We start from the raw sequence: 17,252 nt of genomic DNA, 5'->3' as shown, positions 1-17,252 counted from the left end.
ATGGGAGAAGCTGTGGAGGTTTTATTGGAAATTCGAGGGCTGGACAAAAGCTTCGGTGACCGAAAAGTGCTGCAGCAGATTAGTCTGGACGTAAGGAAAGGGGAAGTTGTGGTTATTCTTGGTCCTTCGGGATGCGGAAAAAGCACGCTTCTTCGATGTCTCAATGGTCTAGAGCCAGTCCAGGGCGGAGATATCCGTTATAGAGGACAGGATCTGACGGATTCAAAAGTGAATTGGCGTGAGGTGCGGCAGCATATCGGAATGGTGTTCCAAAACTATGAGCTGTTTCCACATATGACCGTCTTGGAAAATATATTGCTCGGCCCGCTTAAAGTTCAGCGGCGAAACAAGCAGGAGGCGCTTAAGCAAGCGGAGCAGCTATTGGAGCGAGTCGGTCTGCTGGACCGCAAGGATGCATATCCGCGACAATTATCAGGCGGGCAAAAGCAACGGATTGCAATTGTGCGCGCCCTGTGTATGAACCCTGAAATTATGCTTTTTGATGAGGTGACCGCATCTTTGGACCCGGAAATGGTCAGAGAGGTGCTGGATGTCATGCGGGAGCTGGCCCAACAGGGGATGACTATGATTATCGTGACCCATGAAATGGGATTTGCCAAGTCGGTAGGAGATCGTATCGTTTTTATGGATCAAGGACAGATATGTGAAATGACTACACCACAGCAATTTTTTACCCAACCGGAAACAGAGCGTGCCCAGCACTTTCTGGATATATTTCAGTACGAAACGTTATAAATAAGGGGATGAATACAGATGAGAAAAGGGATGAAGTTCACAACATTATTACTGGCTTTGAGTTTGCTGCTCGTCGGCTTGGCAGGATGCGCAGGGGCCGGCAATACCAACGGTAGTTCAGGTTCAGCTAAATTTGCTTCAATTGAGGACATTAAAAAGAATGGCAAGATTCGAATCGGTGTATTCGCGGATAAGCCGCCTTTTGGTTATGTAGATTCAGAAGGGAAAAATCAAGGCTTTGATGTGTATATTGCGAAACGGTTTGCCAAAGATCTCTTGGGCGACGAGTCGAAGGTGGAGTTCGTTCTGGTGGATGCCGCCAGCCGGGTTGCCTATTTGGAATCCAACAAGGTAGATATCATTATGGCTAACTTTACTGTGACTGATGAGCGTAAAGAAAAAGTCGATTTTGCTAACCCGTATATGAAATTATCCTTTGGCATTGTGTCACCCGACAGTGCTCCCATCACTACGATTGATCAATTGAAGGGTTCGGATCAAAAGCTGATTGTTGCCAAGGGAACGACGGCAGAGACCTATTTTACAAAAAATTATCCTGACATCAAGCTGCTCAAATTCGATCAATACACCGAAATCTTCTCGGCTCTCAAAGACAAACGCGGTGCCGCCATTGCCAATGATAATACAGAGCTGATCGCTTGGGCAAAGGCCAATCCTGGCTTCACTGTAAGCATTCCAGCCTTCGGTGGTCAAGATACGATTGCTCCCGCAGTAGCAAAAGGAAATAAGGAACTGCTGGACTGGGTCAACAACGAACTGGCTACGTTGGGCAAAGAGAATTTTGTCCATCAAGCCTATAAGGACACACTGACCTCTGTTTACGGAGAAGGCTTTACGGATCAGTTAGTTGTAGAGGGTGGAAAGGTGAATTAATCATCGTATAAGTTACTTGTTAAGCATAAAGAAGCGTGGGGCTTGCTGGTCCTAACGCTTCTTTAATATAGGGAAAAGAGAGGACGGGCAACTTCTTAATCGAGGCACATACTTCCAAAAGCTCTTGCATGCTTGTAGATTTCATTATATAATTTTAAATGATTATGATTCTCATTATCATTTAAGTCTTTAGGCGCAGACTCCCAATATGAGCCTAAGTGAATAGGATGGTGCTTTACACATGGCTAAAACGGATGTGGCTACTGCCAGAAGACAGCTCAGCAGTCCGAACAAGGTAACGCGCAGACGGGCTTTGAGAACGATCAAAGCTGCGAAGCGCGCGAAGTAACTAGCTTCAAGTTAACTGCAAATGGCAATACCAGTGTCAAATTTTTTAGTCTCCTCGTTTTGATTTTGCACCTGCCTTCCTGATGGTGGTACACAGGAAGGCAGGTGTCTTTTTTTATTTCTTTTGTGCAAACAGCCATTCGATCATATCTTGATTTTGCAAAGCCGGAACCCAGGAGAAGTGTCCTGTAGGTTTGATAATCCCTGCTTCGTATTCAGTGAAGTGAATGAGGTTTCCGTTCTGTGCTTTGATGGCAGCAACCATTTCTTCCGAGTTCTTAGGACTTACTGTCGTATCGTCCGCCGCATGGAAGGCCCAAATCGGAACGTTCTTTAATACTTCAACGTGTGTAGGGTCAACAGGGGCATACATGTTAACCGCTTTTTCATAGTTGGTCAGACCGGCAATGGGTACGCCAGCAGCGAACAGATCAAGATTTTTTTCTAACAATCTCCATGTCCCCATGGCACCTTGAGAAATACCTACGATATAGATACGGTTGGTGTCGATCGGATATTTCAGGGCCGTTTCACGTACTAAATCGGCAACAGCACTGTTGCGTGGTTCATCTGCCCAAATAAATTTATGCTCTAGGTCAATCGGGCTTTGAGGAGCGATAACGAAAGATGGGTGCTTGGCTTGCTGCTCAGGAGAAGCCCAAGTAACGGCCCCGGCATTCGCTAACAGGTTAACCCCGTTTCCGTCGCCACGTTCGCCGTTTCCGTGTAGGAATACAACCAACGGGTAGGTTTTGCCTGGCTCTACTTTAGGTTCAAATGTAAAGTAGTTCAGTTTGAAGCCGTCTTTATTTTCAAAAGTGTTTTTTTGAAATTCATCTACAATGGGTGTCACTTTATCGGTTGCTTTTACAACCTGTGTAGAGGCTGGAATGACTGTTTTCTTTGAAGTTGCAATATCTTTCTTTTGGCTAATGTAATAGCTCAACGGATTGATACGGTTGACTGCGCTTGTCGAATCGTAAGTAAGGGTGCTTGCATTTTTGTCCTGCGTATCCAGCTCGATTACGACATATTTGCCATGAGTGCTGCGGTTGGTGATGGCACCAGTATCGTTGGTATATACACCAGTCACAGTTCTGTCTGCGTATACATCATTGAGCACAGATTGAACTTGAAAGCTGGAAGTGGACAGGGATGCTCCGTCAATATTGGTGCTGTACTTCAGTACAACGGCAGAAACAACTTCACCCAGAGGCTGTACCTGGGTAAGCAGGGTAGCCTGTGGCGCTGGAACATCGGCTGCTGCCGCGGCAGAACTGGAGGATGGATAAAAGATCGTAAGCAGGAGCACGAAAGATAGTAGAACAAGGGCGAAACGTCTTTTTTGCATAAGATAATCTCCTTTGGTGTTTATTTTTAAAGCGCTTACTATATGCTCGGGATGCTTGACTGTATGCTGTGGAACTCATACAAATCAAAAAAGGCAAACTCCGGGTACACAAGTGTACTCGGGTTTTGCCTTTTCAGTAACAATCCCACTTGAAGAATAGCATCCTCCTTGGAATCTGACAAGTGAAAGCGCTACATTTTTGGATGTTTTTATAAAAAATTTTCCTTCTCAACCAGGATGAGTTGGTATATAATCTCCTTAATTTAACACTGTTAACTTATATAACGATGTTAACAAAAGGGGATGAAATTATGAACCAATATGATGTTATTGTCATTGGCGCCGGGCTGGGTGGTTTGTCCTGTGCAGCAAGACTTTCTGCGCTGGGTTACCGGACAGCTGTGTTTGAAAGTCATACTTTGGCTGGCGGCTTTGCTACTGAGTTCACAAGAAAAGGATATACCTTTGATGTCTCCTTACACGGTGTCGGCGGACTCGAAGAGGGGAGCTTCGGTCGGATGTTAAAGGACTGCGATGTGGACCAGCGAATCGTTCCTCTCCGCAAAAAGCATCCTTACTCCATTCGCTGGGAAGGGCAGATCATTGATATCCCGTCGGATGTGCAAGAGTATGTGCAGCTCCTCAAAGGCATGTTTCCTGCTGAGGTAGCTGCCATTGACAAGCTATTCGCGGGCATTCGCCGTTTTGAGACAGGCTTCACCGCTTTTTCTTCCCTTACTTCCTGGCGTAGGATGGCTGGCCTGCTCAAAGCAGGCACCTTCTTCCGCTGGACGCAAATGACCACCTGGGAGGCTGTAAGCCAGTTTGGCTTGTCTGACCGCTTCACGGAATTTTTCACCGCCCTATGGCCTTATTATGGTTTGCCCCCGAAACGGCTTGCGGCTTTGTATTTTTTCATTCCCTGGATTGGCTATCATTTGGAGGGGACGTATTATATTCAGGGAGGTGCACAGGCCTTATCCAATGCACTGGTCGATGCTATTCAATCAGCAGGAGGAGAAGTTCACCTGCGCAGTCAGGTGTCTGAAATTATACTTGAATGCGGTAAAGCAGCTGGTATACGACTGAAAAAAGGGGATGTATATAAAGCCAACTGGGTTGTATCTGGTATTAGTCCCCACCATACCTATGGTCATCTGCTGGAGAATCATAATGTTGCCCGTCGTGAGCTGGAGGCTGTAACCAGACTGGAAACTGGTACGTCTCTCACTCAGCTGTATCTAGGGCTATCATGCGAGCCTCGTGAGCTTGGGATCACCGAAGAAGACTTAATCCTGTGTAACGAGCCGGATTCGGAGACGGATTATGAAGTCATGATGAGCGGAGAGTATATGAAAGGCAACTGGATGCTCACAAATTATAACGCCATGGACCCCACACTCAATGAACCGGGAAAGGGTGTCATTGCAATTACATTTTTGGACAGATTGGAGAACTGGCCTAGCGTACGTCCTGAATATAAAGCCAAAAAGGAAGCAGTAAAACAGCAGATACTGGAATGCCTTGAACAGCTATATCCTGGTTTTAGCAGCAAAGTGGTGGTGACCGAATTGGGTACACCACGCACCATGCAGCGGTATACTGCTAATCCCGGCGGAGCCGTTTATGGCTACGCGCAAACGGTGCGGCAGTCCGGTATCAAAAGACTGAAGCACAAATCAGCGGTGAACCGTCTGTCATTGGTAGGGGCCTGGACACAGCCTGGGGGCGGGTTTCAAGGAGCTATGAACTCGGGTATAATGGAAGCTGATCGTATCGCCGCCAAATTGGGGAAGGCAGAAAGGGCAAGTACATCTACTCATGAAACATATCAAACGCCGAGAACGTGAAAGCAGTGAGATCCGCAGGAAAATCATTGAGGCTGCCAGATCGCTCTTCTTGAACCAAGGGTATGCTGAGGTCTCTATGCGTAAAATCGCGGATCAGATCGAATATTCACCAACGACTATTTATCATTATTTCTCCAATAAGGAAGCGGTTGTCCGTGAACTGCTGTTAGAGGGGAATGCTTTGTTCCTGAAGGCTCTTCAGCAGCGTGTGGACGAAGCACGGGCAGCGGGATTGAACGCTCTGGACACACTTAAAACAGTGTCCGATGCTTATGTCCGTTTTGGCATGGCTAATCCCGAATACTACAACATCCTGTTTATCAGCAACCTTGAATCTGTAAGCTCGGTTACCCTTATAGACAGTGGGAGTTTTAAAGGGTTTGAGTTGCTTGAGGGCGGACTCAAAGCCGCTATGGAGGAAGGCTGTATCATTCAAGGAGATGAGCGCCTGATGGCTAGATCCGTATGGAGTATGCTGCATGGATTGACTTCTTTGCTCCTGAATTTTGAACTTCCTATGGCAAAATCAAATGATGAATTGATTTCATTTACTATAGATACTTTTATTCGGGGAATAAGCCGCTGATGAAGCGGCTTATTTTTTTCCTTCTCCCCCTGTGTATGCAAGTCTGCATACGTCGATTCCAGTGTTAACGAAGTTCCAAATGTGAAAGCTGCTCAAGCACGGCCTCAATGCGACGTTTATCTTTTTTGAGCATCATAAGTTGTAAAGAAGCATGAAGCAGGTTTGAGATGCGAGCCCAGACGTCTGCTTCTAGACCGGGCAGAAGATCACGCTGAATTATGATATCCAGCGCCTCGGTAGCAATTTTCTGATGAAGCTCGCTACTGGATAGCCATTCAATCACCTGTTCAGCTGTAGGACGGGAGTAAGCGAAAAGGACTGCCCAGCCATCAACCGGATGATTGACCTTATCTCGCATCCAATCAATGACCTGTGGTGAATGAAAATGCTGTAATTGCCCGCTAACGGTGTATCCTTCTAATTTGCCATCCTGCGCCGTATGCTGCATTAGATCGTTGTAAACACTTGTCAGCCCTTCCTGCTCGGGCAGGCAGCGAGCGGATAGATAGGCACGTGTCGAGACAAATGCCCTCTTAGCATGTATGTTTTTTGAAGCGGATGAATTCCATGCTTGGGTAGTGGTATCCATGTCCGGCTTCCATAAGGAGCGGACCCAATCAGCCGCTCCAATCCCTGCGGTCTCCCCAATAAAAAATGCCCATGTAGCGAATTGGGCCGGGCTACGCTGAATGCGCTGTTCCCAGGCAAGAAAAATATCCTTTGGATCATAGGCTTGAAAAGCCTGCAATACAGCAGGATGATCCACCCCATGCATGGTGGTGTACTGGATCAGTGTCTCCAACGACTGGGCATCCTCCAGCTTCATCGTGCAGAACATGTTCAACCAGCGCTGCCACAACTGCAGCGGTGGACTGTTTGGCTGAATACCGTGCTCGTCTGACACGTTAGACCAATCCCACAGCCATAGCCCGTGCAAGGTAAGCATGGTTTCAATATAGGCAGGTAGATTTTCCGCAAGTAGCGTGAACCGGTCCAACTCGTGCTCGTAACAGAACACCGCTGGCTCTGTTGCGGATGTCCCTCTATCAAGCAGGATCGGGTCACCAGCGCCGTTATAGTTCAAAATGAGATATCGTTGCTTGTCCGCTGCTGAGTCGATGTTTTCTCCATAGGATGTAAAATAGCTTATTTCCTCATGATTCCAGCCGAATTCTCCTGTAATATCGTCAAGACTATTCGGTTCTTGTTCAAGATCAGGGCTGCCCTTATATGAACACTCTGTTTCATCGACTACAACGCATTGTTGAGGGAGGCACCATAGCAAATGTAAGCTACCACACCGCTTTAATAATTCAGATAGGGAGGCAGGCAAAGTAATCTGCAATCGTTCCTCCAGCTCCGTCCGTTCCTCTTCGGAAATCCCCTTCGTGCATTGGTATGCCACGTCAGGCATTCCACCTTGTCTCAGACGATCAGCGATCTCTCCCAGCTTTTCTAAGGTATGTGCAAAATATACTGTCATTCGTATTCGTCCTCCTCTTACTCTACAATTCGGCAATGCCCTCTTTGCAAGAATGATAGAATTTCATCACGAAGTGCTATCGCCTTGGGTTCATAGATGATCGCCACTTCGCGTCCATATGCATAGTTAAAACGCACGTATCCGCCAAGAAGCTGGAAAAAAGCCAGGCAGATATGCTCGTTTTCGATCCATAGGTTTGTGTCAAAATGCTGTTTAAACCGCTGAGCCAATACTTGTATAGATGCTGGAGTTATATCCAGGATTGGATCGTTCGGATGGGCTGGAGCGTAAGTTTCGGCCGTATCCGGGGGATTGAATAGCAGGATTGTCGCGGTTCTGTCCAGGCTGACAGGTTCAAAATAACGCGGAAACGGCTCCATTTTTCCGAATTCATCCCGTAGTATAAGCTCCAGCGTCTCTGTAAATGGGGTTTGAATATCTAATGACTTCATAGTAATGACCTCCGAATGTCGCGGCAGCCAAAGCAACCCCTCGATCTGAGGGTGCAACGCTAGAAAGTCACCATCAATGGAGCTGCCAACGACCACGCACTCGCTCAGCTGTTGCGCGGTGATCGGACAGTTATCATCATGCGTCCACAGTTCGTACTCCGCATAGGATTGCAGTAGCTGAGGATCAGGTCGTTCAATTACCAGCAGACCGCAATAGGTGCCTGGCCCGTATTGGGTGAGAAATGAAGTATAGGGAGTTGGTAAAGTTATGCCATGGGTATGTTCGAAATTTGTCATTTCATCGGCAGCCACTGGCGTGTGTTGTGTGGAAACCCAATACATGTAGAATACACCTGCTTTCCAGCACTCTATCTATAGGGATAGAGTCCAAATATAAATGAGAGATATGCTATAATCAGGAAATAAAATAGTTAAATATTAGTCTATCTCAATTATGTAAGAACTACAATTTGTGGGGGTACGAAAGGGGAACACATCGTATGACATCGGGGGTACAGGCCTACATAGATCCAATTTTTAAGGAGATTGACCAGAGGTACGCTTCTGAGCAAAAGCGCATCTCCGAATTCAAGACGAAAAGCGTCCTTCACGAGGGGATTCATGATTTCTTAAAAGTTACCTGTAAGAGAGACGGATTATGGGTGGATACCTACGAGCCGTTTGATTGGGATCATCGTAGAGCGGATGTGGAAATTTCCGGTTTTGCAGAGGAGGTAACACTCCAGCAGGTGCAGGATGAATGGATGCCTGTGTTTAAAGAACGGATAGCGGCTCTGTTTAATTCGGAAGCATTTAGTCCCATATTTTTTCGTTATCGGCTGGAATTTCATCTGGAGGTGGTCTTAGAGAATAAGACCAATCATTTTACATTCTCGCTCCTGAACGAAGATAAGCGGCAGCACCTGTTAGCTTCTATTGAACAGTTTGTGGAGCAGAAGCTAGGCCCTACTAGTAAAGCTATACCAAAGGAAGAGGACGATTTCTTCTTCATAAGGCACTTGCTTGATCCTCATTTGTACCCTATAGACGCCCAGCGGGTGAATGAGCTGCTGAATCGAATGGATGCAAAAGTGCAGGTCAGCCGCAAGCGAGAAGAAGCATGGAGGCACCAACTGAGCAGAGGTTTAATGCACTGGGCTGAAGATGAATTTTTGGCTAAGTATACAGATCAAGAAAAAAATTACGGGCTTGATTATACGGTGAGACCCGATATTCTTCCTTCAGATATTCCCGCCCCCGCCATGGAGATGTTCCTGTTGACCGCGATGCGCGTGGGTCTGACCGATGCCGATGCACGGCAAAAGTATTTGGAGATTGCTGCACAGCTGGGCTCGGAGCAGGCTGTTCAGTGGCTTAAGAGTGGTTCGGGCAGCATTCCGGCAGCATATACAAGCGAGCGAGTCGCCTGCCAAGCGAATGATATTTTGCAGACACTGGAGGTTCAGATTCGTTCTGAGGAAGAAGAAAGCTACAGAGAAGCACTCGTATATCTATGTGATATATTACGGAAGGGCTTTACTAAGGAATATGGGATGAAGTTCAAAAGCAAATTGAAAAACTATCTCCCCATACCCAAGTTGGCTAAATCCGCATTACATCGTTTCTTCGCCAATGCACTTGAATACCCCTCATTGCATCCGTTGCTTGCTGAATATGCCGATATTGTGATGGAAGAATTCAAGTGGTACAACGATGTAGAGCCAGGGGAAAAGTCGGCGATGCCGGGAACCTATGCGGTGATGGGATTAGGGCTTAAGGGAACAGCGTATTTTTCGTTAGTGGATCGTTATATGAGGCTGGTGGATAGTGAGCATCAGTCTGTACAGGACGGTTACGCTGCTGTATTTGCTGACGCGCACGGACTGACGCCGGACACAATCCCTGTTTGGACGAGGATTCTTCTGGCAGGCAATGAGTCTGCCAAACCACTAAAATCGGCGGGCATTGAAAGTGCAGAGCAGGCACAGGCGTTAGTGGATGTGCTTCTACAGCTGAAGGATTACGAACAAGAGACGATCGTTTATCGTATATGGGGTGGCGGGAAGAAACTAAAAAACAGCCTGAAGCAGGCTGCTCCTGAGGTAAAAGAGATACTGGAGACGCTTATTCCATAAAAGCATTGTATTCATGATCATATCGCAGTCCCTGCGCAATGCGTTGAACATCCGGCTCGCTTCCACTGCGGCGTAGCACTTCAATAACATCCTGTACAGTCGCTATCTCCAGCTATGATTGTACGTGATGGTCTGGGAAACGGCCTGGGCCAGTGCTTCTAGGCTGTCAAAAGTTTGTATACTCATGTTTGGAATACTCTCCCTTAGACGTTTGTTTATGCTGTAGCTTTTGTAATATTTTTAAGATGGCTTGGCGATGTTTAGCATCTTTAATGTACTTGGGGATGGAATGGGAAGCTGTACGCATCATACCGGATGTGGGTTTTTCTCGCAGCTCCGCAGAGATATAGGAGAGCAGATAATTCAGGTGTACTCGGTTAAGAGCCCAGACTGGTTTACCCCGATAGTAATCAAGGAAGTACAGTTGGAGCTGGAAGATAGGATCTTTTCCATTTTGGATCACGTCCGTATGCCATTCACGTGACTGCATACGGTGCACCGGAACCTGATTGCGTGTCTCACAGTGCGGACAGTGTATATTCGTATGTTTATGAGTAACCGTTCGGTCATCATGAATTTCAATATTAAAATACCGCTCACAGTGGCTGCATACGCCGCGTGCATAATATTTATACGATTCTGGCTGCTGAAATGTGTAGTAACAATGAGAGCAGCGAATAACGTAATAACAGTCTTCTTTGGATTTGGAGATAAAAGCTTGGCCCTGACAGCAAGGGCAGTGGACAGCTACCTGTTCTTCCCTCCAGATCACGGCGGCAAAGTCATACTTATATCCATATTCATCTTTGAAGCGTTTTTGCTCCATGTTCGTTCCTCCTTTTCGAAAAGAACGTAAAAACGTACTTTTTATATATCATATGTTATAATATTCCTTAACAACAGAATGGCTTAGATGGGCGGTCGGCTAGTCTCCTGTGAAGGAGGTAAGGGCCCTGATTCTTTCCTTCCATAAAAAGAAATAGACCGCCCTCGACAAAGGCAAACGGTCTATTTCAATGATCATCCTTTGACACGGCTACCGCCCTTAAAAGCGGCTGTTGCCAAGAGTGAGGATGTTGACGCATCTTCACTCTTTTTTAGAATATACATCTTATTCCCATTTTAACACTTGAAAAAGGCCTTTTCAATGTGCCGAAGGATGAAAAGGTGAATAGAGATGCGCGAAAGGAGGGGGCGAGCATGAGCATTTTTACAGGACTGCAGCGTCCGCAATTTCAGGCCTACTATGATGAGGAATTTCTTATAAAGCATCGTTTTGAAAATGACAGGGGCTTTCCGCCTTCCTATATAGATTACGTCAAAACTCTTGGCTACGGACGATTATGCGGCTTATGGAACATTCATATTCCTCTCGGTGATCACCCGGATTCATGGCTTCGTCGTTACCATGACTGGCGAGCCTGGTTTGATGATGTACTGGAATCGGAAGAGGTTTTACAAGAAGCAGCGCTGGAGCCAGACGGTTTCCCGGAATTATTGGAGCATGCTGTTCCCTTCGCTTCCAGTGGAGAGGATGACCTGCTGATCTGGGATGTTCAATCGCCTGATGAACGGGGGGAATTCCCGATTTATGCTTTAAATCTGCGCACGTGGGGCAACTTTCGGTATGCAACCCCGGATTTGTATAGATTCGTCGAAACACTGCTGGATGCAGAACGCGTAAAGTCGATTTTGGGAGCGCATCGTACACGATTCCCTTATACATTTGAACCCTTTTGAATCGTTAAAAAGCCACCCTAGTTTTCGAACTTTAAGGTGGCTCTTTGCGTTGCTATTCTTCTTGTTCTTTATGCTTGTGCTAAATATTGCTGTACCAGCTCATATCCAGCCACGCCCATTATAGTATATTGATTGTATTCTTTCAGTTCTAGGTTGCGTATATATTCATCCCCGCAATACAGATGACCCGCGCAATTAAAATATTTTAGCTGCTGTTGTTCCTCGGTTAGAGGGCGATGATCGATAATGGGCCATACTCCCTTCGCGAGATTTTGGGTGGCGGTGAAAATAACTTCGAATCGGCCACGCTGATTGGTGAACGGAAGATATGTGGTTTCACCCTCGTACGCTTGATTCTGACCTATGGATAAAACACCAAAGGAGAATGCTTTTTTGAATCGACCATACAGCGCGCAGATCACCTGACATACCGCAAATCGGCCGTCATGCATAGGGATAACAAAAATGTCGCCTTCCTGATGTTTGATTCTTTTCAATACCATCGTCAGGCCAGCTCTTCCTGAATGATCTCTGTTTTTAAGCCTTTAGCGCTGGTAATCGTAATGCTGATCGCATCAAATCCGTTTCGCTTTGCCTCTTCAAAATCGCACCGTTCGCCGCTGATCAGCTCCAGCTGCCCGTTCTCATCCACATCATCTGCAAACTCGTCATCCCAATCAACATTATAAAAAGCAGTCACGGTCACCTTAAAGGTATCTTCACCATCATCGTCCAGATAAGGTAGCAGGGGAGTGCGATTGTTCTGCTGTTCTTCCGTATACACTTCACACAGCAGTGCGTCGTAACCATGGCGGGTTCCATCAAAAATTACAATCTGCTCACCTGTGATCGCATCTTCTGCAATAATGAGCTGAGGTGCAAATTCTGACACAGCAATCAACTCATCCATCCACTCTCCATAATAGAAAATGTGGAATTTCGTATTTCCAGTCTGTGAACGGAGCTTACCTGTCCATTCCTGCTCGATCCATGCCTCCGGGTTTTCGGGTACAACCCAACCATCCAAATAAGCGGGTCCTAATTTAGCATGATGTGTTTCTGTCATCTGTAGCACCTTCCTTTCTATTCGTTCATTATGACATGGACAGGGTCACGATTTTGTTGTCCTCATCAACATCTATCTTCACATGGACTCCCAGCTTGTCCTCAAACAGCTTGCTGATATTGATATAGTTATCCTTTACCGGACGGCTTGAATTGCCAGTGGTGCGAGTCATCCCAGCGGTTATGATAGAACGAACGTAGGTTTTGTCGAGTCTGGCTTCAGGATTATAAGTATAAATAACCTGCTCCTGTTGATTGTAATAATGAGTTAACTCCGTATAGTCGTTGGCATTCTTATACTGTTTTTCCTCACGTACATACTCAGGATGGTCCATGGTGTAACGGATTCCTCCGTCCAGAAAGGGATTTTCTTTGGAGGGCTTGAGTTCATATTGTCCATAGGCTAGTTGAAACAGATACTCTATACCTGAGCCCTCTGCCTGATAGTAGAGCTGACGCTGGTCCCCCTTTTTATCGATCGCAGTATAGCTGCTGATTAAAGGCCAGGCATCATACTTTTTACCTTTTACCTCAACGGCAACCTTGTAATGGACGAGCACCTTTTCATTTTGGAATAACCCAAAGCTGCTCATAATGAAATAGGCAGGCACACATATAATTCCGATAATCAATATGAATATAAATATTCGTACACGCATGAGTAGAGTAATTCTCCTTTGGTGGTCGATTATGTGGACAGCTCACGTTGGGCAGATGCGCCGAATTCCTCATGTTCCAATAATTGTTTCAGCGCATGTTGTGCGAAAGGGTTGGCTTTATGTGCGCGGAGCAGTGCAAAAGCGGCCCCTTTGACTAAGATATATGTATCACCGCGGATTAAGTCCAAAGCTAATCGTAGCTCTGCTTCTGAACAAGGCATCCATGCCAAAGTTTGTAAAGCTGCGTTTCGCACATCATCATCTTCATCAGGCTTGGATACCAGCTCGCGAATTCCTTGCATGATCATCGGCTGCTGGCTCTGATCTGCATATAGTCCGATGACCTTCAGCGCTTCTATACGAAGCAGATCATCCTCGGATGATTGCTGCGCAAGCTGCAAAAGTAATGCGATCGTGTCCTCCACAGGCTGGGGGATTGCTGTTAATTCGCGTAGTGATACCAATTGATCTTCATAGGATAGTGTAGGGAAAATAGATAAAAATGTCTTTCCGTCATCATCGGTTTGAATGGACATATACCCTCCTTACTTCTTAGCCATTAATTTTTGGCATTGTGTATTACCTACTCTTATGTTTGTAGTTTGATAAAGCTTCTTCCGTCCCGCCACCCTCCAGCAGCACCATAACCGCATAGGAGATCGTATCAATCCAATCGTCAAGGGTACTAATCTGCTCTACGGTCAGCAGGTGATTTCGTTGCAGCATACTATCAGGATACAATGCCCATGCCCGTGTATACTGACAAATCCCCCACAGAGCGGAGATAAGCTCCCGTTCTACGGACGGTTTCTCCAACTCATCTGCCAGAACCTCAATGATGGTCATCAGCTCATGGAAATTATCCTCGATCAGTTCGCCTTGGAAGGGGCGAAGCATCCCTAGAAATCCGCTTTGCATTTTGGGATGCTCCAAATCATCGTGAATAAAAGAATGACAGCGCAACAGCTCACGGGCTTCTTGTTTATTCATGAAGTTCCGTAATCTCTGCACGGATACCTCTGCACAGAAAGCTACCTGACAGTCCCGACAAGGCATCGATATCAACGACCATGTCTGCTTCTTCATAGCGGAAATCAAGCTGCAAGATGATATTTTCTGTTTCTACAGGGGTTAATACATGCTCTTTGGTTTCCAAAAATGTAAACGTCACTGCATAGCGTGGAATATCTTTGGCTGGAGCTTCAGGGATCACAGGTGCCTCAGCCGAAGGCTCCAGAGCCGGTGATTTAGGGACTAATACACTAGCATAGGATAGCTCAATCGTCAGCGTAATCTGATCATTCGTCATATTGGCAGCCGTGATTCGGTCATAGTGAAAAGGTGGGAAATAGCCGAGCTTTTCGACAATCCTGTCAGCACCTTGAATAGAAACGGTTGGAGAGAATGCCAGTTCCAGTCCGATGGACCCTGTCAGTTGGTCTTCATATTCGGGATTGATACGGATAAGGGCCTGTTCCGGCTCTACCTTCAAAATCGTACCTATAAAATACTGTTTGCTATGGATCAGGATAACATCATGCGGAACGAACGGCAGCGCTCCCCCAGCTTGATAATGAATGAGATATTCGTTTTCTTTTTTTTCAACCTTACGAACTTGAATTTGCATAAATTGCAGCCTCCTAGGATTAATGGTAAGACGGATAGTTTAAGTGTGACATAAAGGGTACGGAGTCCACGATTGAAAAACATACTTCATATCCGGGGTATCCTTTTCGAGCATAAATGGAAGAATATCCATAATGGCGCGTGCCTTGCTGCCAGCATAAAAGTTACGTGAGCTATGTAACAGTTTGTTTGCTTTTATTAACTGGCTGAGCTGCAGCATAACATCTTCGACGCTTGTTTGGTCAATACGTTCATAAACGTCCTGACGGATCGAAACAAGCATCCCGCAATTGTTGAGAGATTGACCCATAGGGTCATTGGACAAAAGAATGTAAACTTCCGGCGTTGTCCCTTTGTTATAGGACGATTTGATACTGGGAGCCTCAATAACCAGCATCAATGGAGTCAATTCATTATCGGTTACAATGCGGAGCAGTTCCTGCTTGTCCCAGCGAATCTTGCCGTGTTTGACTTTCTTCGCCCCAGATTGATAGACAGACACACGGGTATTGCGGATTCCTGATATGTTCAGGAGCGTTTCAAAACAATCAAACAGGTGAGTAAAGCACTCTTCGGAAAATAAAGTGTGCTTCTCCGACAAGGAACCTGTCATTATGAAATTATAATGTAGGTTATTAACCACAAGCATCCATCCTTTATTTTATGAATTACCAATTCTTCTACCATAATATATGACATGATGATTGAATTCACCTTTTGCGTTAATCGTTAAAATCGTTTGGAAACCAGTTCAACTTCGCGTATACTAGGAAAGTCATATATGGAACGGCCTGAGCCGCCTTGCGGCCGTATGTTGAGTTACATGAACAGATTCAACGATAACGGATATGCTCCCTTCCTGAAAAGGGGAGAATGAGAACCGATACAAAAATGGGAATTCTGAACTATGGAACGATAGATGTCATATGGCACATGAACCTATTTTACGTGACACATTTTGAATACAGATAAGGGAAGTGAATACAACTTGAAGAATTTTACAGCATTAGGCGTGGAGCAACATTGGGTAGAAGCCTTGAAAGAGCAGGGCATCTCAGCGCCAACACCTGTACAGCAGGAGTCCATTCCACTGTTGATGGAAGGTCAGGATGTGATTGCCGAGGCACATACGGGAACGGGGAAGACGCTTGCGTTTTTACTGCCGATTTTACAAAAGCTGAATTTGGACAAGCGGTATCCGCAGGCGCTCGTGATTGCACCTACACGTGAATTGGCGCTCCAGATTACAGAGGAAGCAAAATGTTTGGCTGCTGCGGAGCCAAGTTTATCCCTGCTAGCTGTGTACGGAGGACAGGACGTAGAGCGTCAGCTTCGCAAACTAAAAGGCGGCGCCCAACTGATTATTGGTACACCTGGGCGACTGCTGGATCACCTGAGACGTGGCACGCTTGATCTAGGCGGCATTAAAATGCTGGTCCTGGATGAGGCTGATCAAATGTTGCACATGGGCTTCTTGAACGATGTGGAGACGATTCTTCAGGAGGTTCCTTATCGAAGACAAACCATGCTGTTTTCCGCTACGATGCCAGCAGGTATTCGCAAACTGGCTCGTGTCTATATGAACGAACCCGTTGATGTCAAAGTGAAATCAGCTTCTTCCGTTCCAGTGAGCCAAATCCGTCAGGTTGTTGTGCAAACAACAGACCGTGGTAAGCAACAGGCATTGGTAGATATGCTGAATACAGATCGTCCGTATTTGGCTGTTATTTTCTGCCGTACCAAGCGTCGCGCTTCCAAACTGAATGAGGAACTCCAGGAGATGGGGTTTGAGAGCGGTGAGCTGCACGGGGACTTGTCCCAAAACAAACGGGAGCAAGTGATGAAGGCGTTCCGTGAAGCGAAACTTCAACTGCTCGTAGCGACAGATGTAGCTGCGCGCGGCCTCGATGTAGAAGGCGTCACGCATGTCTTCAACTATGACATGCCGCAGGATGCCGAAAGCTACATCCATCGCATCGGACGCACCGGTCGTGCCGGAGGCAAAGGCGTTGCGGTGACGCTTGCCACGCCAAGGGATATTCCTGAGCTTCGGAACATCCAACGAGTTGCTGGTGTCACATTCACCAGCAGTGAGGGCGGCGGACAGCGTAGATCTGCTCCCGATACGGCTGAGCGGCAGGGCAGAAATGATCGCTCAGGTAGAAACGACCGCCGTTCCTTTGGTGGCAACGATGCTGGTGGCGGACGTCGCGGTGGCCGCGAACAGGCGGGTCGTCGTGACAGTGCAAGCGGCGAGCGTCGCTCCAACCGCAGTAGCAGTGAACGTGGATATGATCGGGATCGCAG

At 46.5% G+C, this 17,252-nt stretch carries 19 protein-coding genes; 8 read left to right on the top strand and 11 right to left on the bottom strand.

Features of this window, described 5'->3' with window-relative positions:
• From ABEW32_RS01305 to ABEW32_RS01295, 3 genes are all read left to right on the top strand, one after another.
• Complete coding sequence (locus ABEW32_RS01305) at window positions 1–756, top strand: amino acid ABC transporter ATP-binding protein (protein WP_430183978.1); 756 nt, start codon at window positions 1–3, stop codon at window positions 754–756.
• A gap of 18 nt (window positions 757–774) precedes the next feature.
• Window positions 775–1,650: a cysteine ABC transporter substrate-binding protein gene (locus ABEW32_RS01300; protein WP_430183976.1), complete on the top strand. Its 876-nt coding sequence runs from the start codon at window positions 775–777 to the stop codon at window positions 1,648–1,650.
• A 241-nt stretch (window positions 1,651–1,891) separates the two neighbouring features.
• Window positions 1,892–1,999, top strand: a complete 108-nt coding sequence (locus ABEW32_RS01295) for a putative metal homeostasis protein (protein ID WP_016822819.1) — start codon at window positions 1,892–1,894, stop codon at window positions 1,997–1,999.
• 114 nt (window positions 2,000–2,113) lie between these two features.
• Here the strand turns inward: ABEW32_RS01295 and ABEW32_RS01290 are convergent, their stop codons facing one another.
• The gene (locus ABEW32_RS01290) at window positions 2,114–3,349 is read right to left on the bottom strand and encodes a peptidase (protein ID WP_430183974.1); all 1,236 of its coding nucleotides are present in this window, start codon (window positions 3,347–3,349) and stop codon (window positions 2,114–2,116) included.
• A 311-nt stretch (window positions 3,350–3,660) separates the two neighbouring features.
• Between ABEW32_RS01290 and ABEW32_RS01285 the strand changes: the two genes are divergently transcribed.
• Together ABEW32_RS01285 and ABEW32_RS01280 are read left to right on the top strand one after the other, a co-directional pair.
• Window positions 3,661–5,199 carry a phytoene desaturase family protein gene (locus ABEW32_RS01285; RefSeq protein WP_430183972.1) on the top strand — a complete coding sequence of 513 codons (1,539 nt, stop codon included), beginning with the start codon at window positions 3,661–3,663 and terminating at the stop codon, window positions 5,197–5,199.
• Window positions 5,171–5,785, top strand: coding sequence for a TetR/AcrR family transcriptional regulator (locus ABEW32_RS01280; protein WP_430183970.1), 615 nt, complete (start codon window positions 5,171–5,173; stop codon window positions 5,783–5,785). Before ABEW32_RS01285 ends, ABEW32_RS01280 begins: the two co-directional genes overlap by 29 nt.
• Before the next feature lie 64 nt (window positions 5,786–5,849).
• Here ABEW32_RS01280 and ABEW32_RS01275 read toward each other — a convergent pair whose 3' ends face one another.
• Together ABEW32_RS01275 and ABEW32_RS01270 are read right to left on the bottom strand one after the other, a co-directional pair.
• Window positions 5,850–7,268, bottom strand: a complete 1,419-nt coding sequence (locus ABEW32_RS01275) for an SMI1/KNR4 family protein (RefSeq protein WP_430183968.1) — start codon at window positions 7,266–7,268, stop codon at window positions 5,850–5,852.
• Between the two features lie 17 nt (window positions 7,269–7,285).
• Complete coding sequence (locus tag ABEW32_RS01270) at window positions 7,286–8,062, bottom strand: SMI1/KNR4 family protein (protein ID WP_430183966.1); 777 nt, start codon at window positions 8,060–8,062, stop codon at window positions 7,286–7,288.
• Window positions 8,063–8,220: 158 nt separating this feature from the next.
• Here ABEW32_RS01270 and ABEW32_RS01265 point away from each other — a divergent pair, with 158 nt between their 5' ends.
• A complete protein-coding gene (locus ABEW32_RS01265) occupies window positions 8,221–9,855 on the top strand; it encodes a DUF6138 family protein (protein WP_430183964.1) in 1,635 nt (544 codons plus the stop codon).
• Between the two features lie 166 nt (window positions 9,856–10,021).
• On the opposite strand, the gene ABEW32_RS01260 is transcribed toward ABEW32_RS01265, so the two are convergent.
• Entirely contained in the window at window positions 10,022–10,681 is a 660-nt protein-coding gene (locus ABEW32_RS01260) for a hypothetical protein (RefSeq protein WP_430183962.1), read from the bottom strand.
• A 374-nt stretch (window positions 10,682–11,055) separates the two neighbouring features.
• Between ABEW32_RS01260 and ABEW32_RS01255 the strand changes: the two genes are divergently transcribed.
• Window positions 11,056–11,595, top strand: coding sequence for an SMI1/KNR4 family protein (locus ABEW32_RS01255; RefSeq protein ID WP_430183961.1), 540 nt, complete (start codon window positions 11,056–11,058; stop codon window positions 11,593–11,595).
• A gap of 68 nt (window positions 11,596–11,663) precedes the next feature.
• Here ABEW32_RS01255 and ABEW32_RS01250 read toward each other — a convergent pair whose 3' ends face one another.
• The 7 genes from ABEW32_RS01250 to ABEW32_RS01220 are packed head-to-tail and all read right to left on the bottom strand — an operon-like array spanning window position 11,664 to window position 15,594.
• Window positions 11,664–12,098, bottom strand: coding sequence for an immunity 26/phosphotriesterase HocA family protein (locus ABEW32_RS01250; RefSeq protein ID WP_430183959.1), 435 nt, complete (start codon window positions 12,096–12,098; stop codon window positions 11,664–11,666).
• A 2-nt stretch (window positions 12,099–12,100) separates the two neighbouring features.
• A complete protein-coding gene (locus ABEW32_RS01245; protein ID WP_430183957.1) occupies window positions 12,101–12,661 on the bottom strand; it encodes a hypothetical protein in 561 nt (186 codons plus the stop codon).
• A gap of 28 nt (window positions 12,662–12,689) precedes the next feature.
• A complete protein-coding gene (locus ABEW32_RS01240; RefSeq protein WP_430183955.1) occupies window positions 12,690–13,319 on the bottom strand; it encodes a hypothetical protein in 630 nt (209 codons plus the stop codon).
• Window positions 13,320–13,348: 29 nt separating this feature from the next.
• Complete coding sequence (locus ABEW32_RS01235) at window positions 13,349–13,855, bottom strand: HEAT repeat domain-containing protein (RefSeq protein ID WP_430183953.1); 507 nt, start codon at window positions 13,853–13,855, stop codon at window positions 13,349–13,351.
• 43 nt (window positions 13,856–13,898) lie between these two features.
• Window positions 13,899–14,309 (bottom strand): hypothetical protein, encoded by a 411-nt coding sequence (locus ABEW32_RS01230; RefSeq protein ID WP_430183951.1) that lies wholly within the window; start codon window positions 14,307–14,309, stop codon window positions 13,899–13,901.
• A complete protein-coding gene (locus ABEW32_RS01225) occupies window positions 14,302–14,946 on the bottom strand; it encodes an immunity 50 family protein (RefSeq protein WP_430183949.1) in 645 nt (214 codons plus the stop codon). The genes ABEW32_RS01230 and ABEW32_RS01225 overlap by 8 nt, the downstream gene beginning before the upstream one ends.
• A gap of 39 nt (window positions 14,947–14,985) precedes the next feature.
• Entirely contained in the window at window positions 14,986–15,594 is a 609-nt protein-coding gene (locus tag ABEW32_RS01220) for a hypothetical protein (protein WP_430183948.1), read from the bottom strand.
• Between the two features lie 339 nt (window positions 15,595–15,933).
• On the opposite strand from ABEW32_RS01220, the gene ABEW32_RS01215 reads away from it, so the two are divergent.
• Window positions 15,934–17,252 (top strand): DEAD/DEAH box helicase (locus tag ABEW32_RS01215; protein ID WP_430183946.1); only part of this gene is annotated, 1,319 nt, incomplete at its 3' end.

This window comes from Paenibacillus jamilae (assembly GCF_050482105.1).
GTDB classification, from domain to species: Bacteria; Bacillota; Bacilli; order Paenibacillales; family Paenibacillaceae; genus Paenibacillus; species Paenibacillus jamilae_B.
Note: the sequence above shows the minus strand (reverse complement) of the source record. Positions and strands in the feature narration are given on the sequence as shown.